Origin of the sequence: Pseudomonas sp. P1.31 (assembly GCF_001269815.1) — a bacterium.
GTDB lineage: Bacteria > Pseudomonadota > Gammaproteobacteria > Pseudomonadales > Pseudomonadaceae > Aquipseudomonas > Aquipseudomonas rustica.
Genome location: NZ_LHVN01000012.1, coordinates 43,878 through 64,739, shown reverse-complemented (window position 1 = coordinate 64,739; position 20,862 = coordinate 43,878). Strand labels below are relative to the sequence as shown.

General features: G+C 60.6%; 17 protein-coding genes and 1 other RNA gene. 9 read left to right on the top strand and 9 right to left on the bottom strand.

The window, feature by feature from the left end:
* Positions 1-114 precede the first annotated feature (114 nt).
* The 8 genes from ccoG (at position 115) to AD669_RS08735 (ending at position 8,631) form a co-directional block, all read left to right on the top strand.
* On the top strand, positions 115-1,530 hold the full coding sequence (gene ccoG, locus AD669_RS08770; RefSeq protein WP_053118785.1) for a cytochrome c oxidase accessory protein CcoG: 1,416 nt from the start codon (positions 115-117) through the stop codon (positions 1,528-1,530).
* A gap of 11 nt (positions 1,531-1,541) precedes the next feature.
* Complete coding sequence (locus AD669_RS08765) at positions 1,542-2,081, top strand: FixH family protein (RefSeq protein WP_053118783.1); 540 nt, start codon at positions 1,542-1,544, stop codon at positions 2,079-2,081.
* 140 nt (positions 2,082-2,221) lie between these two features.
* The gene (locus tag AD669_RS08760; RefSeq protein ID WP_053118781.1) at positions 2,222-4,672 is read left to right on the top strand and encodes a heavy metal translocating P-type ATPase; all 2,451 of its coding nucleotides are present in this window, start codon (positions 2,222-2,224) and stop codon (positions 4,670-4,672) included.
* Between the two features lie 22 nt (positions 4,673-4,694).
* Positions 4,695-4,907 (top strand): cbb3-type cytochrome oxidase assembly protein CcoS, encoded by a 213-nt coding sequence (gene ccoS, locus AD669_RS08755; protein WP_053118779.1) that lies wholly within the window; start codon positions 4,695-4,697, stop codon positions 4,905-4,907.
* Positions 4,900-5,583, top strand: a complete 684-nt coding sequence (locus AD669_RS08750; protein ID WP_053118777.1) for a sulfite exporter TauE/SafE family protein — start codon at positions 4,900-4,902, stop codon at positions 5,581-5,583. Before ccoS ends, AD669_RS08750 begins: the two co-directional genes overlap by 8 nt.
* A 171-nt stretch (positions 5,584-5,754) precedes the next feature.
* Positions 5,755-7,137 (top strand): oxygen-independent coproporphyrinogen III oxidase, encoded by a 1,383-nt coding sequence (gene hemN, locus AD669_RS08745; RefSeq protein ID WP_053118775.1) that lies wholly within the window; start codon positions 5,755-5,757, stop codon positions 7,135-7,137.
* 132 nt (positions 7,138-7,269) lie between these two features.
* Positions 7,270-8,004 (top strand): fumarate/nitrate reduction transcriptional regulator Fnr, encoded by a 735-nt coding sequence (fnr, locus tag AD669_RS08740; protein WP_053118774.1) that lies wholly within the window; start codon positions 7,270-7,272, stop codon positions 8,002-8,004.
* Positions 8,005-8,082: 78 nt separating this feature from the next.
* Positions 8,083-8,631, top strand: coding sequence for an adenine phosphoribosyltransferase (locus AD669_RS08735; RefSeq protein ID WP_024012326.1), 549 nt, complete (start codon positions 8,083-8,085; stop codon positions 8,629-8,631).
* A gap of 90 nt (positions 8,632-8,721) precedes the next feature.
* Here the strand turns inward: AD669_RS08735 and AD669_RS08730 are convergent, their stop codons facing one another.
* From AD669_RS08730 to dnaX, 5 genes are all read right to left on the bottom strand, one after another.
* Positions 8,722-9,870, bottom strand: a complete 1,149-nt coding sequence (locus AD669_RS08730; RefSeq protein ID WP_053118772.1) for an acyl-CoA dehydrogenase family protein — start codon at positions 9,868-9,870, stop codon at positions 8,722-8,724.
* A gap of 154 nt (positions 9,871-10,024) precedes the next feature.
* The gene (gene recR, locus AD669_RS08725; RefSeq protein ID WP_008088815.1) at positions 10,025-10,627 is read right to left on the bottom strand and encodes a recombination mediator RecR; all 603 of its coding nucleotides are present in this window, start codon (positions 10,625-10,627) and stop codon (positions 10,025-10,027) included.
* Between the two features lie 66 nt (positions 10,628-10,693).
* A complete protein-coding gene (locus AD669_RS08720; RefSeq protein WP_053118771.1) occupies positions 10,694-11,728 on the bottom strand; it encodes an NADP-dependent oxidoreductase in 1,035 nt (344 codons plus the stop codon).
* 269 nt (positions 11,729-11,997) lie between these two features.
* Positions 11,998-12,336 (bottom strand): YbaB/EbfC family nucleoid-associated protein, encoded by a 339-nt coding sequence (locus tag AD669_RS08715; RefSeq protein ID WP_053118768.1) that lies wholly within the window; start codon positions 12,334-12,336, stop codon positions 11,998-12,000.
* Between the two features lie 67 nt (positions 12,337-12,403).
* Entirely contained in the window at positions 12,404-14,488 is a 2,085-nt protein-coding gene (gene dnaX, locus AD669_RS08710; protein WP_053118766.1) for a DNA polymerase III subunit gamma/tau, read from the bottom strand.
* Positions 14,489-14,633: 145 nt separating this feature from the next.
* On the opposite strand from dnaX, the gene AD669_RS08705 reads away from it, so the two are divergent.
* On the top strand, positions 14,634-15,383 hold the full coding sequence (locus tag AD669_RS08705; RefSeq protein WP_053118764.1) for an ABC transporter substrate-binding protein: 750 nt from the start codon (positions 14,634-14,636) through the stop codon (positions 15,381-15,383).
* A 212-nt stretch (positions 15,384-15,595) separates the two neighbouring features.
* Here AD669_RS08705 and ffs read toward each other — a convergent pair.
* The 4 genes from ffs to zipA form a co-directional block, all read right to left on the bottom strand.
* Positions 15,596-15,692, bottom strand: an RNA gene (ffs, locus tag AD669_RS28035) — signal recognition particle sRNA small type.
* Positions 15,693-15,881: 189 nt separating this feature from the next.
* On the bottom strand, positions 15,882-17,045 hold the full coding sequence (locus AD669_RS08700) for a putative zinc-binding metallopeptidase (protein WP_053118759.1): 1,164 nt from the start codon (positions 17,043-17,045) through the stop codon (positions 15,882-15,884).
* A gap of 375 nt (positions 17,046-17,420) precedes the next feature.
* Positions 17,421-19,778 carry an NAD-dependent DNA ligase LigA gene (ligA, locus tag AD669_RS08695; RefSeq protein ID WP_053118757.1) on the bottom strand — a complete coding sequence of 786 codons (2,358 nt, stop codon included), beginning with the start codon at positions 19,776-19,778 and terminating at the stop codon, positions 17,421-17,423.
* A 126-nt stretch (positions 19,779-19,904) separates the two neighbouring features.
* Positions 19,905-20,768, bottom strand: coding sequence for a cell division protein ZipA (gene zipA / locus AD669_RS08690; protein WP_053118755.1), 864 nt, complete (start codon positions 20,766-20,768; stop codon positions 19,905-19,907).
* Positions 20,769-20,862 lie beyond the last annotated feature (94 nt).

Below are 20,862 nucleotides of genomic sequence, written 5' to 3'. Positions count from 1 at the left end.
TCGCACCCCTGAGCTAGAGCGACAGGCGTATCATTGCGCCACTGCAATACCCCCTTTTGACCGCGGTTGGCACGTATCGACCGAGGCATTTTTCCACTGCCGTGGGATGCAATGATGAGCAACCAGATTCCGGTACACGACGTCACACCACCGAGCAAAAACGCGAACAACAGCGTTGACCTTTACGCCTCACGAGAAAAAATCTACACCCGCGCTTTCACCGGCCTGTTCCGCAACCTGCGGATGATGGGCGGCGCCGCGCTGTTTCTGCTGTATTTCGGTACGGTCTGGCTGAATTGGGGCGGCCATCAGGCGGTGTGGTGGAACTTGCCCGAGCGCAAATTCTTCATCTTCGGCGCCACCTTCTGGCCCCAGGATTTCATCCTGCTGTCCGGCCTGTTGATCATTGCCGCGTTCGGCCTGTTCTTTATCACCGTGTACGCCGGTCGCGTCTGGTGCGGTTACACCTGTCCGCAAAGCGTGTGGACGTGGATTTTCATGTGGTGCGAGAAGGTCACCGAAGGCGACCGCAACCAGCGCATCAAACTCGACAAGGCGCCGATGAGCGCCAACAAACTGCTGCGCAAAGCCGCGAAACACGCGATGTGGCTGCTGATTGGTTTTGTCACTGGCATGACCTTTGTCGGTTACTTCTCGCCAATCCGCGAACTGGTTTTTGAATTCTTCACCGGCCAGGCCGATGGCTGGTCGTACTTCTGGGTCGGTTTCTTCACCCTCGCCACCTACGGCAACGCCGGTTGGTTGCGCGAGCAAGTGTGCATCTACATGTGTCCGTATGCGCGCTTCCAGAGCGTGATGTTCGATAAAGACACGCTGATTGTTTCCTACGATCCGCGCCGGGGCGAAAGCCGTGGCCCGCGCAAGAAAGGCATCGACTACAAGGCGCAGGGCCTCGGTGATTGCATCGACTGCACCATGTGCGTTCAGGTCTGCCCGACCGGCATCGACATTCGCGACGGTCTGCAGATCGAGTGCATCGGTTGCGCCGCGTGCATCGACGCCTGCGACAGCATCATGGACAAGATGAATTATCCGCGCGGCCTCATCAGTTACACCACCGAGCACAACCTGTCCGGGCAGAAAACCCATAAACTGCGACCGCGCCTGATCGGCTATGCCGTGGTGTTGCTGGCGATGATCAGCCTGTTGGTGACCGCGTTCTTCATGCGCTCGCTGGTTGGTTTCGACGTCAGCAAGGATCGCGTGCTGTACCGCGAAAACGCTGAAGGCCGGATCGAAAACGTCTACAGCCTGAAGATCATGAACAAGGATCAGCGCGACCACACCTATGTGCTGGAAGCCAGCGGTCTGCCGGATCTGCGCCTGCAAGGCAAACGCGAGATCAAGGTGCCGGCCGGGGAAATTTTCAGCATGCCGGTCGAACTGTCGAGCGCCCCCGAACAACTGCCATCGAGCACCAACGAGGTGAAATTCATCCTCAAGGATGCCGATGACAACAGCGTCCACGTTGAAGCCAAGAGCCGATTCATCGGCCCACAAATCCGTTGAGAGAACTGAACATGCCCGCAGCAAACGCCGCAAGCCCTTGGTACAAGCACCTCTGGCCATGGATCATCATCGGGATTCTGGCCTGCTCGGTGACCCTGACCTTGTCCATGGTGACCATCGCGGTAAACAACCCGGACAACCTGGTGAACGACAACTACTACGAGGCCGGCAAAGGCATCAACCGTTCGCTGGATCGTGAGTTGCTCGCGCAGAACCTGAAGATGCGCGCCAACGTGCATCTGGACGGCGTTACCGGCGAAGTTGATCTGCGTTTGAGCGGTGACAGTCACCCGAAGACACTGGAACTGAACCTGATCTCGCCGACCCAGCCGGAGAAGGATCGCAAGATCGTCCTGACCCGCAGCGAATCTGAAACCGGCCGTTACCTCGGACAACTGAACGACAAGGTTGAAGGGCGTCGTTTTGTTGAACTGCTCGGCAGTCAGGATGACCACGTGTGGCGCATGTTCGAAGAAGAACTGGTCAGCCACGACAAGGATCTGCTGCTGGGTGATGAACCCCTCCAGGGCGCCGAAGACCTGAAAAAATAAACAACTCCTGTGCCTGATCGTTCCCACGCTCTGCGTGGGAACGCAGCCAAGGACGCTCCGCGTCCCAGCCGAAGCGGACGCGGAGCGTCCGGGGAGGTATTCCCACGCTGAGCGTGGGAACGATCATCGGAACAAGTGCCATGACCAGCCCACTCCCCTGCTACCACTGCGCCCTGCCCGTTCCGTCGGGCAGCCGCTTCACCGCTGACGTACTCGGGGAATCCCGCGAATTCTGCTGCCCGGGCTGCCAGGCCGTGGCCGAAGCCATCGTTGCCGGCGGCCTCGACAGTTATTACCAGCATCGCAGCGAAGCCTCGGCCAACCCCGAAGCGCTGCCGGTGCAACTGACCGACGAACTGGCGCTGTACGACCGCGCCGACGTGCAACAACCGTTCGTGCGCCATGCAGGCGAGCTGGCCGAAACCACGTTATTGATGGAAGGCATCAGTTGCGCCGCGTGCGGCTGGCTGATCGAGAAACATCTGCGCACCCTGCCTGCCGTGGCCGAAGCACGGCTGAACCTGTCCAACCATCGCCTGCACGTGAGCTGGGCCGATGCGCAGTTGCCGCTGAGCCAGATCCTCGCCGAACTGCGTCACATCGGTTACGCCGCCCACCCGTATCAGGCCGACCGCGCCAGCGAACAACTGGCCAGCGAAAACCGTCTCGCCCTGCGCCAGCTCGGCGTCGCTGGATTGCTGTGGTTTCAGGCAATGATGGCGACCATGGCCACCTGGCCGGAATTCAATATCGACCTCAGCCCCGAACTGCACACGATCCTGCGCTGGGTCGCGCTGTTCCTCACCACGCCGATCGTCTTCTACAGCTGCGCGCCGTTCTTCAAAGGCGCAATGCGCGATTTGCGCACCCGCCACCTGACCATGGACGTCTCGGTGTCGCTGGCCATCGGCAGCGCCTACATCGCCGGGATCTGGACGGCGATCACCGGCGTCGGCGAGTTGTACTTCGATGCGGTCGGTATGTTTGCGTTGTTCCTGCTCGCCGGGCGTTATCTGGAACGCCGCGCCCGCGAGCGTACCGCCGCTGCCACGGCCCAACTGGTCAATCTGTTGCCCGCGTCGTGCCTGCGTCTGGACGGTGACGGCCAGAGCGAGCGCATTTTGCTCAGCGAGCTGCGCACGGGCGACAAGATTCTGGTGCAAGCCGGGTCGATCCTCCCGGCCGACGGCAAGATCATTGATGGCCAATCAAGCATCGACGAATCGCTGCTCACCGGCGAATACCTGCCGCAACCGCGCACGCTGGGCGATGCGGTCACCGCCGGCACCCTTAATGTCGAAGGGGCGCTGACGGTTGAAGTGCAGGCGCTGGGGCAAGACACGCGCCTGTCCGCCATCGTCCGCCTGCTTGATCGAGCTCAGGCAGAAAAACCGCGACTGGCAGAAATCGCCGACCGCGCCGCGCAATGGTTCCTGTTGCTGTCGCTGATCGCCGCTGCGGTCATCGGCCTGCTTTGGTGGGAGCTGGATTCCTCGCGCGCGTTCTGGATCGTCCTCGCCATGCTCGTCGCGACCTGCCCGTGCGCGCTGTCGCTGGCGACGCCGACCGCCCTCACCGCCGCCACCGGCACCCTGCACAAACTCGGTTTGCTGTTGACGCGCGGCCATGTGCTAGAAGGCCTGAATCAGATCGACACAGTGATTTTCGACAAGACCGGCACCCTCACCGAGGGCCGCTTGGTATTACGTTCGATCCGCCCGCTCGGCGCAATGGACAGCGAGCAATGCCTGAGCCTCGCCGCCGCGCTGGAAAACCGTTCAGAACACCCGATTGCCCGAGCTTTCGGTCGCGCACCGCTGGCGGCAGAGGAAGTTCACAGCACACCGGGGCTCGGTCTCGAAGGCCTGGTAGGCGATCAACGCTTGCGCATCGGTCAGGCGCAATTTGTCTGCGCCCTCAGCGGCGCGGCAGTCCCGAGGATGCCGGACGAAGCAGGCCAATGGCTGCTGCTGGGCGACGCTCAGGGGCCGTTGGCGTGGTTTGTCCTCGATGACCGCTTGCGCGATGACGCCCCCGCCCTGCTCGCGGCGTGCAAGGCGCGCGGCTGGCGCACCTTGTTGCTATCGGGGGACAGCTCGCCGATGGTCGCCAGCGTCGCCGCCGAATTGGGCATCGACGAGGCCCGTGGTGGTTTGCGTCCTGACGACAAACTGCAAGTCTTGCAACGGTTGCACAGGGAAGGTCGCAAGGTGCTGATGCTTGGCGACGGTGTGAATGACGTGCCGGTGTTGGCGGCGGCTGACATCAGCGTGGCCATGGGTTCGGCCACCGATCTGGCGAAAACCAGCGCCGATGCGGTGCTGCTGTCCAATCGCCTCGACGCGCTGGTTCAGGCCTTCACGTTGGCGCGGCGCACCCGTCGGGTAATCATCGAGAATCTGCTGTGGGCGGCGCTGTACAATGGCCTCATGTTGCCGTTCGCCGCCCTCGGCTGGATCACGCCGGTGTGGGCCGCGGTCGGCATGTCGATCAGTTCGTTGACCGTGGTGCTCAACGCTTTGCGCCTGACTCGCCTGCCGGGTTCGCCGCACGCCAGCACTCGTTCGGAAACCCGCCCGCTGCCGGCCTGAGCCGCGCGGGCATGGAGTACAGATGCCAGCTCTCTACGTGATGATCCCCGCCGCACTGCTGATCGTGGCCATCGCCGTTTACATTTTCTTCTGGGCGGTGGACAGCGGTCAGTACGACGACCTCGACGGCCCGGCCCACAGCATCCTGTTCGACGATCAGGATCCGCAACACACCGCCGCCGTCGACGAAGTCAACGCGACCAAACCGGACGACAAGGCCCCACCCCATGCTTGAACTGGCGCCACTGCTGGTCTCGGCGCTGATCCTCGGCTTGCTCGGTGGCGGCCATTGCCTGGGCATGTGCGGCGGCTTGATGGGCGCGCTGACCCTGGCGATTCCCAAAGAGCAACGCAGCCGGCGTTTTCGTCTGCTGCTGGCGTATAACCTCGGGCGGATTCTCAGTTATGCCACGGCTGGATTGTTGATCGGTCTGGCGGGCTGGGCGGTTGCCAACAGTCCTGCGGCGATGTTCATGCGCGTACTGGCCGGTTTGTTGTTGATCGCCATGGGGTTGTACCTGGCCGGTTGGTGGAGCGGGCTGACGCGGATCGAAAGCCTCGGACGCGGGTTGTGGCGGCACATTCAGCCAGTGGCTAACCGTTTGTTGCCCGTGTCGAGTGTGCCGCGTGCGTTGTTGCTCGGCGCGTTGTGGGGCTGGCTGCCGTGTGGGCTGGTTTACAGCACGTTGCTGTGGTCGGCGAGTCAGGGCAATGCGCTGGACAGTGCGTTGTTGATGCTCGCGTTTGGCTTGGGAACATGGCCGGTTTTGCTCGCCACGGGCCTTGCGGCAGAACGCGTTACTGCGCTATTGCGCAAGCGCAGCGTGCGCATGACGGGTGGTTTGCTGGTCATCCTTTTCGGCGTCTGGACCCTGCCCGGCCCGCATCAACACTGGCTCATGGGGCATTAAGATCAAAAGATCGCAGCCTTCGGCAGCTCCTACAGAGTTACACATTCCAAAGTAGGAGCTGCCGAAGGCTGCGATCTTTTGATCTCCTGCGGTTGATGCAAATCAAGTGCCTCATCGCCGCACCCCGATAGACTCCCCCCACACTGCCAGCCTATTCGGGGGAATGCCCGCATGCTCGACGCCATTCGTTGGGACTCTGATCTGATTCGCCGTTACGATCTCGCGGGACCGCGCTACACCTCGTATCCGACGGCCGTGCAATTTCACAGTCAGGTCGGCTCGTTCGATCTGTTTCACGCCCTGCGCGACAGTCGCAAGGCCCTGCGCCCGTTGTCGCTGTATGTGCACGTGCCGTTCTGCGCGAACATTTGCTACTACTGCGCCTGCAACAAGGTCATCACCAAAGATCGCGGCCGCGCCCTGCCGTACCTGCAACGTCTGGAGCAGGAAATCCAGTTGATCGCCTGCCACCTCGACCCCGCACAAAAAGTCGAGCAACTGCACTTCGGCGGCGGCACCCCGACCTTTCTCAGCCACGATGAACTGCGTCAGTTGATGGCGCACCTGCGCAAGCATTTCAATCTGCTGGATGACGATTCCGGCGATTACGGCATCGAAATCGATCCGCGCGAAGCCGACTGGTCGACCATGGGCCTGCTGCGGGAACTCGGTTTCAATCGCGTCAGCATTGGCCTGCAAGACCTCGATCCGGCCGTACAACGCGCAGTCAATCGCCTGCAAAGTCTGGAAGAGACCCGCGCGGTGATCGATGCGGCGCGCACCCTGCAATTTCGCTCGATCAACATCGACCTGATTTACGGCCTGCCCAAACAGACCCCGGACAACTTCGCCCGTACCGTCGAGGAAGTCATCAGCCTGCAACCGGATCGGCTCTCGGTGTTCAACTACGCGCACCTGCCGGAACGCTTTATGCCGCAGCGGCGGATCAACACCAGCGAACTGCCGAGCCCGGCGCAGAAACTGGAGATGTTTCAGCGCACTACCGAACAATTGATCGCCGCCGGTTACCGCTACATCGGCATGGATCACTTCGCCCTGCCCGATGACGAACTGGCGATTGCTCAGGAAGAGGAAACCCTGCAACGCAACTTCCAGGGCTACACCACCCACGGCCATTGCGATTTGATTGGTCTGGGAGTTTCGGCGATCAGCCAGATTGGCGACCTGTACTGCCAGAACAGCAGCGATCTGAACGAATACCAGAACAGCCTCGCCGCCGCGCAACTGGCGACCAGCCGTGGCTTGGTGTGCAACGCCGATGATCGGCTACGACGCGCGGTGATTCAGCAACTCATCTGCAACTTCAGTCTGGATTTCGCCGAGATCGAGCAGCAGTTCAACATCGATTTTCAGGGTTACTTCGGCGCGCTATGGCCACAACTGCAAGGCATGGCCAACGATGGCTTGATCACTCTGGAACGTGATTGCATCATGATTCTGCCGGCGGGACGCTTGCTGGTGCGTTCGGTGTGCATGGTGTTTGACGCTTACCTGGAGCAGCAAAACCGCCAGCGTTTTTCCCGGGTGATCTGAGCGCCCAGCAAAATGAACCAGTCCGGACAGCGACATTTTGCCAGCAGGCCAGACGCGCCACGCACTGGCCTGAACGTCCTCTTGTGGGTTACCCTTACGTCTTATGTGTGATTTCCCACAAGGATTAAAGAAATGTCCGAGCCAGTTAAACTGCGCGCTCATAACCAGGCTCATTGCAAGGATTGCAGCCTGGCCCCTCTCTGCCTGCCACTTTCTCTGAATCTGGAAGACATGGATGCGCTGGACGAGATCGTTAAACGTGGCCGCCCGTTGAAAAAGGGTGAGTTCCTGTTCCGCCAGGGCGACACGTTCGATTCCGTTTTTGCAGTACGCTCCGGCGCCCTGAAGACCTTCAGCCTGAGCGATTCCGGCGAAGAACAACTGACCGGCTTCCACTTGCCGAGCGAACTGGTCGGCCTGTCCGGCATGGACACCGAGAAACACCCGGTGTCCGCTCAGGCGCTGGAAACCACCTCGGTCTGCGAAATTCCCTTTGAACGCCTCGACGAACTGGCCCTGCAATTGCCGCAGCTGCGCCGTCAGTTGATGCGCGTGATGAGCCGCGAAATCCGCGACGACCAGCAAATGATGTTGCTGCTGTCGAAGAAAACCGCCGACGAGCGCATCGCCACCTTCCTGGTCAACCTGTCCGCACGCTTCCGCGCTCGCGGCTTCTCGGCCAATCAATTCCGCCTTGCAATGTCGCGTAACGAAATCGGCAACTACTTGGGTCTGGCGGTGGAAACCGTATCCCGCGTGTTCACCCGCTTCCAGCAAAACCAGCTGATCGCCGCCGAGGGCAAGGAGATTCACATCCTCGACCCGATCCAGCTCTGCGCGCTGGCCGGTGGTTCGTTAGAAGGCTGATCTCGATCCGCGGTTGAGCGAAGCGTTTCAGCCGCGGGTATACTGCGCCGTTTGCAGCCCTGCCAGGACACCTCGACGATGGTCTTCGACTCCTTCGACATCAAATCCCTGATCCGCCCCGTGATCGACTTCCCGAAACCGGGCGTGATCTTTCGCGACATCACCCCGCTGTTCCAATCGCCCACGGCCCTGCGCCTGGTGATGGACAGCTTCGCCCACCGCTACGTGGAAGCCGATTTCACCCACATCGGCGCGATGGATGCGCGCGGTTTTCTGATCGGTTCGGTACTGGCCTATCAGTTGAACAAGCCGCTGGTGCTGTTCCGCAAGCAAGGCAAACTGCCGGCGGACGTGCTCGCTGAAGGTTACGCGACCGAATACGGCGAAGCGTTTCTGGAAGTACACGCTGATAGCCTGTGCGAAGGCGATTCGGTGGTGATGTTTGATGATTTGATCGCCACCGGTGGCACGCTGATTGCGGCGGCCAACCTGATTCGTCGCATGGGCGCGCGGGTGCATGAGGCGGCGGCGATTATTGACCTGCCGGAGCTGCAAGGTTCGCAGCGTCTGCAGGACATGGGCATCCCTACTTTCTGCCTGACGCAGTTTGCGTTGACTGACAAGTAATCAAGAGCAAAAGATCGCAGCCTTCGGCAGCTCCTACATTGGGATGTGCGTTTCCCTGTAGGAGCTGCCGAAGGCTGCGATCTTTTGACTTTAAAGCCCCATCTGCTTGCTGATAATCTCGTTCATCACTTCCCGCGTCCCGCCGCCAATCGACAAGATGCGGTTATCCCGATACAGCCGCTCCACCAGACTCTCGCGCATATACCCCAGCCCACCAAGAATCTGCACCGCCTCCGTGGTAATCCGATCCGAGGTGTCCGTGGCAAAGTTCTTCGCCATGGAAATCTCCTTGATCACACTCTGCCCCGCCGCCATTTTCGCCGCTTGCCGGTAAGTGAATTCGCGCGACACCTCCAGCGCCGTAGCCATCTCGGCCAGTCGATGCTTGATCACCTGAAACTTGCCAATCGGTTTGCCAAAGGCTTCCCGCTCGCGCGCCCACTTCAGGCTTCCTTCCAGCGCCAGTTGCGCGGTCATGTTGGCCATCAGCGCCAAGGCCAGGCGTTCGCTCTGAAAATTGCCCATGATGCAGGCGAAGCCCATGTTCTCGGCGCCGATCAGATTTCCTACAGGCACACGGCAATCGTCGAAGAACAATTCAGCCGTGTCCGACGCCCACCAGCCCATTTTCTTCAACTGACGACCCACGGTGAAACCGGGCGTGCCCTTCTCGATCATCAACAGGCTGATACCACCGAAGCCCGGCGCACCGGTGCGTACCGCGACGGTGTAGAAATCCGCGCGCACGCCACTGGTTATAAAGGTTTTGCTGCCGCTGACCCGATAGACGTCGCCGTCACGCACGGCGCGGGTTTGCAGGTTGGCGACGTCAGAGCCGCCACCGGGCTCGGTAACTGCCAAGGCGCTGATCTTTTCGCCGCTGAGCACTTGTGGCACGACGCGATCTCGCACTTCAGGGCGCGCCCATTTGACGATAGGTGGCAGACCGATATCCAGCGAGCCAAGCCCCGCTACCAGGCCACCAGAGCCGCAGCGCATCAACTCCTCACTGGCGGCGACCTTGGCGAAGAGATCGCCTTCATGGCTGCCACCGAGCGCTTCCGGGTAGCCGATGCCAAGGATGCCGGCGGCGCCTGCTTTCAGGTACAGCTCACGGGGAAAGCTTTCGGCTTCTTCCCACTGGTCAATATCCGGCAGGATCTCGCGTTCGACGAAACGTCTGACGCTGTCGCGGACTAATTGATGGCTTGGGTCGAAGTATTCCTGAAAGGCAGGCATGGGCGAGCTCCACGGAAGGGTTCGCCGAACTTAACCGAGCGCTTGCTTGGTTTACAAGATACAGAAGAGCAAAAGATCGCAGCCTGCGGCAGCTCCTACATTGGAATGCGTTTCCCTGTAGGAGCTGCCGCAGGCTGCGATCTTTTGATTTTTATCAGAGGGAAATCGGTTTCCGCCCGGCAAACGAATGCGCCAGCGTGCCGCCATCCACCAGTTCCAACTCACCACCCAACGGCACACCGTGAGCAATCCGCGAAGCAATCAGGCCTTTGTTCTGCAACAACTGCGCGATGTAATGCGCCGTGGCTTCACCCTCAACCGTAGGATTGGTCGCAAGGATCACTTCAGCAAACGTCCCCGCCTCTTCAATCCGCGCCATCAGTTGCGGAATACCGATCGCCTCAGGCCCGAGACCATCCAGCGGCGACAAATGCCCCTTGAGCACAAAGTAGCGGCCACGGAAGCCAGTTTGCTCGACCGCATAGACATCCATCGGCCCTTCGACCACGCACAGCAACGTGTCGTCGCGGCGGGTGTCGGCGCATTGCGGGCACAGATCGTCTTCGGTCAGCGTGCGGCATTGGCGGCAGTGACCGACCCCTTCCATGGCTTGGCTCAAGGCCTGAGCCAGACGCAGACCGCCGCTGCGATCACGCTCGAGCATCTGCAACGCCATGCGCTGGGCGGTTTTCTGACCCACGCCGGGCAAGGTGCGCAGGGCGTCGATCAGTTGGCGAATCAAAGGGCTGAAGCTCATGGGTAAAAAGTCCGACAAAACAACGAGACGCGGTTTATACCCGCGCCTCTGGCCAGCGTCAAATACTCAGTCCTGGGCGACCCGCACCACCAGTTTGCCGAAGTTGCGACCCTCCAGCAGACCGATAAACGCTTCCGGCGCCTGCTCCAGGCCATCGACCACGTCTTCGCGGAATTTCACCTTGCCATCGCGCACCCACGGCACCATCGCACTGATGAATTCCGGCTGACGATCGCCGTAGTCATCAAACACGATGAAACCCTGAATGCGTACGCGTTTGGTCAGCAACGTACGCTGCAGCATCGGCAGACGATCCGGGCCTTTCGGGGCTTCAGAGGCGTTGTAACCGGCGATCAGGCCGCACAGCGGGATGCGCGCTTTGGGGTTGAGCAACGGCACGACCGCGTCGAATACGTGACCGCCGACGTTTTCGTAATAGATGTCGATGCCATTCGGGCAAGCTTTGGCCAGTTGCTCGGCGAAGTCGTCAGCCTTGTGATCGATGCAGGCGTCGAAGCCCAACTCCTCGACCACGTATTTGCACTTCTCGGCACCACCGGCGACACCGACCGCGCGCAGGCCTTTGATCTTGGCCACCTGGCCGACCACCGAACCGACAGCACCGGACGCGGCAGCGACGACGAGGGTCTCGCCTTCTTTCGGCTGACCGATGTCCATCAGGCCCATGTACGCGGTCATGCCGGGCATGCCCAGCACACCGAGGGCCATCGACGGCCTCGGCAACCCGGACGGGATCGGGATGATGTTGCGGCCATCGCTGATGCTGTGGCTTTGCCAGCCTGTGGCACCGACCACCAGATCACCCTTATGAAACTTTGGATGACGCGAGTCTTCGACGCGACTGACAGCGCCACCGGTCATCACCTCGCCGATTTCAACGGGCGCGGCGTAGGACGGTGCGTCACTCATGCGCCCGCGCATGTAGGGGTCGAGGGACAGGTAGAGGGTTTTCAGCAGTATCTTGCCGTCCTGCAGATCGGGCAGCGCTTCGCGTTCGAGGCGGAAGTTTTCCGGGGTCGGCGCGCCAACCGGACGCGAGGCAAGGACGAAGCGTTGATTGAGGGTAAGAGGGTCGGACATGTCAGCGTCTCCTGTGAATGATGAATTCAGCGGGTATAGGGAGCAGACCGTTGAGGCGGTGGGGTGTTCGATGTTTCGTACGACATTCATGTAGGAGCTGCGGCACGCTGCGATCTTTTGATCTTGCTTGTGAAAACAACAGGATCAAAAGATCGCAGCCTCGTTTCACTCGACAGCTCCTACAGGGTGCGGTGTTAATGAGGCAGAAACAAAAATGCCAGGCGCAATGCCTGGCATTTTTTGTAGCTCATCTGCCGCCGGTTGGCGAATCAGAATGGCAGTTTCATACCCGCAGGCAGGTTCATGCCGGCGGTCATGCCGCCCATTTTTTCCTGGCTGCTGGCTTCGATCTTGCGCACGGCGTCGTTGACGGCGGCGGCGACCAGGTCTTCGATCACTTCACGGTCGTCTTCGTCCAGACCCGGCAGCAGGGTCGGGTCGATGCTGACGCGCTTGAGGTCGTGACGACCGGTCATGACCACGGTGACCATATCGCCGCCGGCCTTACCGGTGACTTCGGCGTTGGCCAGTTCTTCCTGCATCTTGGCCATTTTTTCCTGCATCTGCTGCGCCTGCTTCATCAGGCCGGCCATGCCACCTTTCATCATGGGAATCACCTCAAAAGTACTTGGATCAAAACAGCGCCCGGCCATGGAGGCCGGGCACCTTCAGTTATTAGCCTTGGGCGACCAAGGCGTCGACAGGTTCAATAGTATCGTGTCGCACCACCGCGCCAAACTGCTGAACCATCTGCTGGATGAACGGATCGCCATGAATCGACTCCTCCGCTTCGCGCTGACGGTTGGCCCGGCGACGGGAGGCGGCCTGAGCCGGGGTCTCCTGCTCGGGTTTGATCAGCTCGATGGTCAGCGTCAGCGTGCGACCGTGGAACTGGTTCAACGCATCGTTCAGACGTCGCTGCTGCGTGGCGTTGAACAGCGCACTGTGCGCCGGATCGAGGTGCATCAGCCAATGATCGCCATCAACCGCGATCAACGTACAGTTGGCGGCGATGCTGCCGGTCATGCCGGAGATCGGCAGTTTCGGGAACAGCTCCAGCCATTGCAAGGCCAGACCGGTGGCCGGCGCCGCTGCAGGCTCAGGCTCGGGTTCCGGCTCTGGGTCGGCGGCGTGTTCGCTGGCCAGTTCGTCGAGGTAGCTGTACGCCGAGTCCATGTCCGGCTCGATGTAATCCTCGTCCAGCGGCGGCTCGTCGTCCATGTCGGTGCCCGGGGTAGCGGCATCGACGTCAGCGACTGACGGCTCTGGAATTGGCGCGGCGGCCCATTCCGGTGCGTCAGGAACGACGCTGTCCGGGGTCGGCAACGGCATCGGCGGCAACTCGGGTTGCTCAGCGGCGGTTTCCAGCATGGGCTCGACGGCAGGTTGCTGGGCTGGCTCGGGTTCTGGCTCGGCCTCGGCTTCTACCGGATCGTTCCACGGCAGATCGACAACGGCTTCGGCGACGACGGGCGTTGGCTCTGGCTCGGCAACTGGAGCAACCCGCGCAGGCTCTGGAGCCGGCGCAGGTGCTGTTACAAGAGCCGGCGTCGGGGCAACAGCCGCAGCAACCACCGGCGCAGGTTTAGGCGCGGCAGCCACTGAATTTGCGGAATCAACTGTGGCCTGGCTGATCCCCACTGGCTTTAGCGGTTGCCTCGGGGCGTCCGCCGTATCAGCCGGCCGGAAGGCCAGCATTCGCAGCAGCACCATTTCGAAACCGCCGCGCGGATCCGGCGCCAGCGGCAAATCGCGGCGGCCGATCAGGCCCATCTGGTAATAGAACTGCACGTCTTCGGCCGGCAAGGCTTGCGCCAGCGCCAACACGCGATCGCGATCGCCATGGCCGTTGTCGACGCCTTCCGGCAGCGCTTGAGCGATAGCGACGCGGTGCAGCACGTTGAGAATTTCCGAGAGCACGCCGTTCCAGTCCGGGCCCTGCTCGGCCAGGTGGCGCACCGCTTCAAGCAATGCCTTGGCATCGCCTTCAATCAACGAATGCAGAACGTCAAAGACCTGACCGTGATCCAGCGTGCCGAGCATCGCCCGCACGTCGGTGGCGAGCACCTTGCCTTCACCGAAAGCAATGGCCTGATCGGTCAGGCTCATGGCGTCACGCATCGAACCGTCAGCGGCGCGACCGAGCAGCCACAGCGCGTCGTCTTCGAACGGCACGCTTTCGGCGGTCAGGACGTGGGTCAAATGTTCGACCACGCGCTCCGGCGTCATGTTCTTCAGTGAGAACTGAAGGCAGCGCGACAAAATCGTTGCCGGAAGTTTCTGCGGGTCAGTGGTCGCCAGGATGAACTTGACGTACGGCGGCGGTTCTTCGAGGGTTTTCAGCAGCGCATTGAAGGAATGGCTGGAAAGCATGTGCACTTCGTCGATCAGGTAGACCTTGAAGCGCCCACGGCTTGGGGCGTATTGCACATTGTCGAGCAGCTCGCGGGTGTCTTCGACCTTGGTGCGGCTCGCGGCATCGATCTCGATCAGGTCGACAAAGCGGCCTTCGTCGATTTCACGGCACACCGAGCACTCGCCGCACGGGCTGGAAGTGATACCTGTCTCACAGTTCAGGCATTTGGCAATGATCCGCGCAATCGTGGTTTTACCCACCCCGCGAGTACCGGTAAACAGGTACGCGTGGTGCAGCCGCTGGCTGTCCAAGGCATTGATCAGAGCTTTGAGCACATGGGTCTGGCCGACCATTTCGCGGAACGAGCGCGGACGCCATTTACGTGCAAGAACCTGATAACTCATCGAAAACCGTCGCAGCGAAGGAAGCAGAAGCGGCTAATGCTAGCGGAGCAAGGGCAAAATTGCATCCGATGTCCTCGTCTAATGTGGCTAAGCTCCATCAGCAGAGGCTTTTATCGGCTCAGGACAGGGAATTACCGGAGCGTTTATGCGTTGGGCCGTGGGGGCACTGCTGGGATTCAGCCTGAGCGTGGCGGCCGCAGAGCCACCGCTGCGCTTTGCCATGCCCGACAGTTGGGCGATGCCGATGGTGCAATACGAACGCGGCCGCCCGACCCAGGGCATCCTCTACGACATCATGCTCAGCCTCGCCACCCAGGTCGGCGCGCCGGCCGAGTTTCACGTGCTGCCGCGCGCCCGGGTGCAGAGCGCCATGGAGCACGGCGAGATTGATGTTCGCTGCTATGCCGCGCAGTCGTGGCTGCCGAATCAGTCGGGGGATTACATCTGGAGTCTGCCGCTGTTGTTCCAGCGTGATCTGTTGGTCAGTCGCAAGGATCAGCAAGTCAGCATTAACCCTGCCACCCTGCCCCGCCAATCCATCGGCACCGTGCTTGGCTACATCTACCCTACCCTGCAACCACTGTTCGATACCGATCACTTGCACCGCGAAGATGCGCGCAATCAGGAGCAGGTGTTGGAGAAGTTGCTGGCCAGGCGTTATCGCTATGCGGTGAGCAATCAGTGGACGCTGGACTGGTTTAATCAGCGACTGACGCCGGAAAAGCAATTGCAAGCGGTGGCGGTGTTGCAGGAGCAAAAGGTCGGTTGTTATGTGAGAAATGACCCGAAGGTGCCAGTGCAGCGGATTTTGCGCACGTTGTTGCGGATGAAAATGTCAGGGGAGATTGATGAGATTATCCGGTTGTATACCGGCCAGTCCGACAACACCCCATAACTGTGTAGGAGCAAGGCTTGCCCGCGAAGGCGGTGTGTCAGTGAAAAATGTAAACCTGACACACCGCCTTCGCGGGCAAGCCTTGCTCCTACAGAATCATTGTCAGCAGGGGATTTGTTTCGTTTTGGCAAATCGCAGGCACAAAAAAAACCGCAGTGGGTGAAACCCATGCAGTTCTGGTTGAAGCGTTCGATTGTTCGTTAAGGTGGCGACCCCACCAGCCACACCCCGGCACACAATGTTCCCGCTGTGGCTGCTGCCTTCCGGCTCTGACCAGGTTCACGGGTAATCGTTGCGGGGGGACCGATGGGGTCACCATAACGACGCTTGCCTGTCGGCGAGCCGCGCCATTGTACCTATCTGAGACGAAGTTACAACCGTTCTATCCAGATTAAAAAAATGAACTGGTTCAAGGACATAAAGATCGCAGCCTGTGGCAGTGCCCACATGGATCCGCATTCACCTGTAGGAGCTGCCGAAGGCTGCGATCTTTTGACGTTAGAGGGCCAGTACCTCGTCTGCCCTGCCGCCCGCCTGCTGGATCACCAGATGAATAAAGTGCAGCTTGGCAATCGCGGCCGCCGGCAGCACGAACGGGTAAAAATCCGGCTGGCCCATGCTGCGTGACAACTCATTGAGCATGCCGGCCAACTCGATCCATGCATTAACAAACGCCAGGAACGCCTCGCCACCGGGATGCTGCGGGTCGTACAGCGTGTTGCTCGGAAACGGCTGGTAATCGAAATCCATTTCCCGCGCGCTCATGCCAAAACCCAGCGCCGTGTCCACCGCGTCCATCATGTGCAGGTAATGCGCCCAGGTTTCTGCCCAGTCTTCCCACGGGTGCATGGTCGCGTAGGCGCTGACGTAGTGCTGCGGCCAGTCGAGTGGCGCGCCGTGTTGGTAATGACGATCGAGCGCCTCGGCGTAACTGGCGCGCTCGTCGCCGAACAGGTTACGGAAGGAATCGAGCCACGGGCCGTTGGCGATCAGCCGATCCCAATAGTAATGCCCGACCTCGTGACGAAAATGCCCGAGCAGCGTGCGATACGGTTCGTGCATCTGCGCCCTCACCCGCTCGCGGTGGGCGTCGTCGGCTTCTTTGATGTCGAGGGTGATCAGGCCGTTGGCGTGGCCGGTCACGGGCGCATTGCCTTCGAGGTCGACGCCGATGAAATCGAAAGCGAGGCCGCTGTCTTCATCCACGGTTTTCGGGATGACCTGCAAGCCGAGGGTGATCAGTTGCGCAACGAGACGGCGCTTGGCGATTTCGACCTTGCGCCAGCGCTCGGGGTTTTCCGGATCGGACAGATCGGGGATGGTGCGATTGAGGCTGCAAGCGACGCACAAGGCATTGTCGACGTTGGCCGGCAGCAGCCAGTTGCACGCGGCGGGCGTGTCGAGGTTGGCGCAGCGGCGAAACAGGCCTGCGTCGGGATCAGCATCCAGCGTCCAGGTGCCGTTCTCCACACCGGGCGACAGGGAGGTGATGCGGCTCTCTTCTGGCTGATAACCGAGCAAAGCATTGCAGGCCAGGCACTGGCTGTTGCGAAAGAACAGCGACTGGCCGCAGCGGCACGGCCAGACTTTACTGTTGCGCGAAGATTCGCCCATGAACGGCGCGATGATGCGAGAACTGAGTTGCTCGAAAAAACGGTGCATGGCGATCTCTCCCTGGGGCTTGCAGAGACTAGATCATTCTGGCGCGATGATCGTTCCCACGCTCTGCGTGGGAATGCATCCAGTGACGCTCTGCGTCACAGCGGACGCGGAGCGTCCGGGGCGGCATTCCCACGCGGGAGCGTGGGAATGATCAAGTGCAACCAAGTGATAGCACCATTGTGGCGAGGGGATTTATCCCCGATGGGTTGCGAAGCGACCCCAAATCCATACGACGCGGTTAATCAGGTGTACCGCGTTGTCTGGTTTTGCGACGACTGCGTCGCCGAACGGGGATAAATCCCCTCGCCACAGGGTTTTGTGTCAGACCTAAAGGCCATGGGCTTTGTGTCAGACCTGAAGGCCATGGGTTTTGTGTCAGACCTGAAGGCCATGGGTTTTGAGGAACGCGATAAAAGTTTCTTCGTCCATCACTTTTACGCCCAGCTCATTGGCTTTGGTCAGTTTCGATCCGGCACCGGGGCCGGCCACCACGCAATGAGTTTTCGCCGAGACCGAACCGGCAACCTTCGCACCCAGGCTTTCGAGGTGATCTTTAGCCACATCCCGGCTCATCAACTCGACCTTACCCGTCAGCACCCAGGTCTCGCCGGACAACGGCAAGCCTTCGACGACTTTCTTCTCGCTCTGCCAGTGCATGCCGAAATCACGCAGCTGTTTTTCGGAGGCTTCAGCCAGTTGCCGATTCTCCGCGACCGCAAAAAACTCGCGCACCGAATTGGCCTGTTTCTCCGGCAACGCCTGACGCATGTCCAGCCAGTCGGCGTTCATCACCGCGTCCAGCGAACCAAACTTGTCCGCCAGTTTTTGCGCCCCGCCCGGGCCGACCGAAGGAATGTGCAACTTGTCGAGGAAACCGCCGAGCGTGGTGCTGGCCGCGAATTCTGCGCCCAGCTCGCCCTGATCCTGAATCTGCAAACCATGCCCAAGCAGTTCAGTGATCACCTGCTGGTTATGCGCATCTTCAAAGAAGCTGTGAATCTCGTATGCCACTTCCAGACCGACATCCGGCAGGTACGTCAGCACTTGCGGCAGCGCCTGCTGCACGCGCTCCAGCGAACCCAGCGAGCGCGCCAGCACCTTGGCGGTCTCCTCGCCGACATCGGGAATGCCCAGCGCATAGATGAAGCGCGCCAGCCCCGGTTGCTTGCTGTCTTCGATGGCCGCCAGCAACTTGTTACTGGACACCTCGGCAAAACCTTCGAGATCGACGATGTCGTCGAACTTCAGCGCATACAGATCGGCCGGCGAACTGACCAGACCTTCATCGACCAATTGCTCGACGCTCTTATCGCCCAAGCCTTCGATGTCCATCGCCCGGCGCGAGACGAAGTGAATGATCGCCTGCTTCAGTTGCGCGCCACAGGCCAGACGACCCACGCAGCGATACACCGCGCCTTCGCTGACGGTTTCCTTGCCCTTGCTGCGCTTGATCAGCTGTGTGCGCTCGACGTGCGAGCCGCACACCGGGCAGCTCTCGGGAATCGCCACTGGGCGGGCGTTGTCCGGACGACGCTCAAGCACCACTTGCACCACTTGCGGAATCACATCACCGGCACGGCGGATGATCACGGTGTCGCCGATCATCAGGCCCAGTCGCGCGACTTCATCCATGTTGTGCAACGTGGCGTTGGCCACGGTGACGCCGGCCACCTTGACCGGTTTCAACCGTGCGACCGGTGTAACGGCACCGGTACGACCGACCTGAAATTCCACATCAAGCAGCTCGGTGAGTTCTTCCATCGCCGGAAATTTATGCGCGATCGCCCAGCGCGGTTCGCGGGCGCGGAAGCCGAGTTCGCGCTGATCGGCAATGCTGTTGACCTTGAACACCACGCCGTCGATTTCATAGGTCAGCGCGTTACGGCGTGCGCCGATATCGTGGTAGTAATCCAGGCACTCGTCGATGCCCTTGGCCAGTTTCAGCTCGTGGCTGATCGGCATGCCCCACTTCTGCAACTGCTTGAGGTTGCCGATGTGAGTGTCGGAAATATCGTGGGAGACTTGACCGATGCCGTAGCAGCAGAATTCCAGCGGACGGTTGGCGGTGATCTTCGAATCGAGCTGACGCAAGCTGCCAGCGGCGGCGTTGCGCGGGTTGGCGAAGGTCTTGCCGCCGACTTCCAGTTGCGAGGCGTTGAGGCGCTCGAAACCGGCCTTGGACATGAACACTTCACCGCGCACTTCGAGGGTCGCCGGCCAGCCTTCGCCGTGCAGCTTCAGCGGAATGTTGCGCACGGTGCGCACGTTGACGCTGATGTCTTCGCCGGTGGTGCCGTCGCCGCGTGTGGCGCCGCGTACCAGCACGCCGTCCTGATAGAGCAGGCTGACCGCCAGGCCATCGAGTTTCGGCTCGCAGCTGTATTCCACCGCCGCGCCGCCGCCGAACAAATCGCCGGCAGGGATATCCAGACCTTCGGTGACGCGACGATCGAACTCGCGCATGTCGCTTTCTTCGAAGGCGTTGCCGAGGCTGAGCATCGGCACTTCGTGACGCACCTGAGTGAACGCGGTGAGCGCCACGCTGCCGACGCGCTGGGTCGGCGAGTCGCTGGTGATCAGTTCCGGATTGGCCGCTTCCAGCGCCTTGAGCTCGTGGAACAACCGGTCGTACTCGGCGTCCGGAATGCTCGGCTCGTCGAGGACGTGGTAACGGTAGTTGTGCTGATCGAGTTCAGCGCGCAGCTCGAGAATGCGGTGTTTGGCGGCGGTCATGGGTGTTCTCTCATAAAGCAAAAGAGCAGCCGAGGCTGCTCAATCTTTTAATCATTGTAGGAGCAAAGCTTGCTCGCGATGGCGTCCTTGAGATCGCTTCGCGAGCAAGCTCTGCTCCTACAGGTCTTAGCGCTTCTGGGTCAATGCGCGGCGTTCGAATTCGACGATGCGCTGACGGTAGTGCTCGATGGTCTGCGCGGTCAGCACGCTACGCTGGTCATCTTTCAGCTCGCCATTGAGTTCCTGCGACAGCTTGCGGGCTGCGGCGACCATCACGTCGAAGGCTTGCTTCGGATGACGCGGGCCTGGCAGGCCGAGGAAGAAGCTCACCGCCGGGGTGCTGAAATGGTCGATGTCGTCCAGATCAAAGATGCCCGGTTTGACCGCGTTGGCCATGGAGAACAGCACCTCACCGTTACCCGCCATGCTTTCGTGACGGTGGAAAATATCCATCTCGCCAAAACGCAGACCGCTTTCCAGAATGTTCTGCAACAGCGCCGGGCCTTTGAAGCCGGCGGCGTCGCGGCAGATCACGCTGATCACCAAAACTTCTTCAGCTTGCGGCTGATCTTTTTCGACCACGGCCGGTGCAGGCTTGCTGTCGTCGGCGAAATCATCGTCACGGCTGCTGAAGCTCGGGCCGTCATCCAGATCCAGATCGAGGTTCAAGTCGCCCTGCGCCGAACCCTTGCTGCCACGCTTGCCACGTTTGTTGCCGGAATCGCGAGGCTCGCGTGCTTCGCGGGCCGGCATGCTCACCGACGGCAAATCGTGTTCGTCCAGCTGCGGTTCTTTGTGCGTGTCCAGCACGCGGGCCGGGCCCAACAGCTCAGCGCTGGTGTCCTCGTCCGGCAGGTTGGACAGACTTCGGTCAAGACGGAACTTCAGTTTTCCCTTGCCGCCGCGCATACGGCGCCAGCCATCGAAAAGAATACCGGCTATCACTATGATGCCGATGACGATCAGCCACTCGCGCAGACCGATTTCCATGTAATCCCGTGCCTCTATAAAAAATGCTGAAAAATAAGGGGTTTACACTGTGCAAACCGCTTTAAAACGTGGCGCCAACTCTATGTTCTGACAG

Coding starts and splice junctions, on each gene's coding strand:
- ccoG (WP_053118785.1), top strand. CDS start 115: ATGAGCAACCAGATTCCGGTACACGACGTCACACCACCGAGCAAAAAC.
- AD669_RS08765 (WP_053118783.1), top strand. CDS start 1,542: ATGCCCGCAGCAAACGCCGCAAGCCCTTGGTACAAGCACCTCTGGCCA.
- AD669_RS08760 (WP_053118781.1), top strand. CDS start 2,222: ATGACCAGCCCACTCCCCTGCTACCACTGCGCCCTGCCCGTTCCGTCG.
- ccoS (WP_053118779.1), top strand. CDS start 4,695: ATGCCAGCTCTCTACGTGATGATCCCCGCCGCACTGCTGATCGTGGCC.
- AD669_RS08750 (WP_053118777.1), top strand. CDS start 4,900: ATGCTTGAACTGGCGCCACTGCTGGTCTCGGCGCTGATCCTCGGCTTG.
- hemN (WP_053118775.1), top strand. CDS start 5,755: ATGCTCGACGCCATTCGTTGGGACTCTGATCTGATTCGCCGTTACGAT.
- fnr (WP_053118774.1), top strand. CDS start 7,270: ATGTCCGAGCCAGTTAAACTGCGCGCTCATAACCAGGCTCATTGCAAG.
- AD669_RS08735 (WP_024012326.1), top strand. CDS start 8,083: ATGGTCTTCGACTCCTTCGACATCAAATCCCTGATCCGCCCCGTGATC.
- AD669_RS08730 (WP_053118772.1), bottom strand. CDS start 9,870: ATGCCTGCCTTTCAGGAATACTTCGACCCAAGCCATCAATTAGTCCGC.
- recR (WP_008088815.1), bottom strand. CDS start 10,627: ATGAGCTTCAGCCCTTTGATTCGCCAACTGATCGACGCCCTGCGCACC.
- AD669_RS08720 (WP_053118771.1), bottom strand. CDS start 11,728: ATGTCCGACCCTCTTACCCTCAATCAACGCTTCGTCCTTGCCTCGCGT.
- AD669_RS08715 (WP_053118768.1), bottom strand. CDS start 12,336: ATGATGAAAGGTGGCATGGCCGGCCTGATGAAGCAGGCGCAGCAGATG.
- dnaX (WP_053118766.1), bottom strand. CDS start 14,488: ATGAGTTATCAGGTTCTTGCACGTAAATGGCGTCCGCGCTCGTTCCGC.
- AD669_RS08705 (WP_053118764.1), top strand. CDS start 14,634: ATGCGTTGGGCCGTGGGGGCACTGCTGGGATTCAGCCTGAGCGTGGCG.
- AD669_RS08700 (WP_053118759.1), bottom strand. CDS start 17,045: ATGCACCGTTTTTTCGAGCAACTCAGTTCTCGCATCATCGCGCCGTTC.
- ligA (WP_053118757.1), bottom strand. CDS start 19,778: ATGACCGCCGCCAAACACCGCATTCTCGAGCTGCGCGCTGAACTCGAT.
- zipA (WP_053118755.1), bottom strand. CDS start 20,768: ATGGAAATCGGTCTGCGCGAGTGGCTGATCGTCATCGGCATCATAGTG.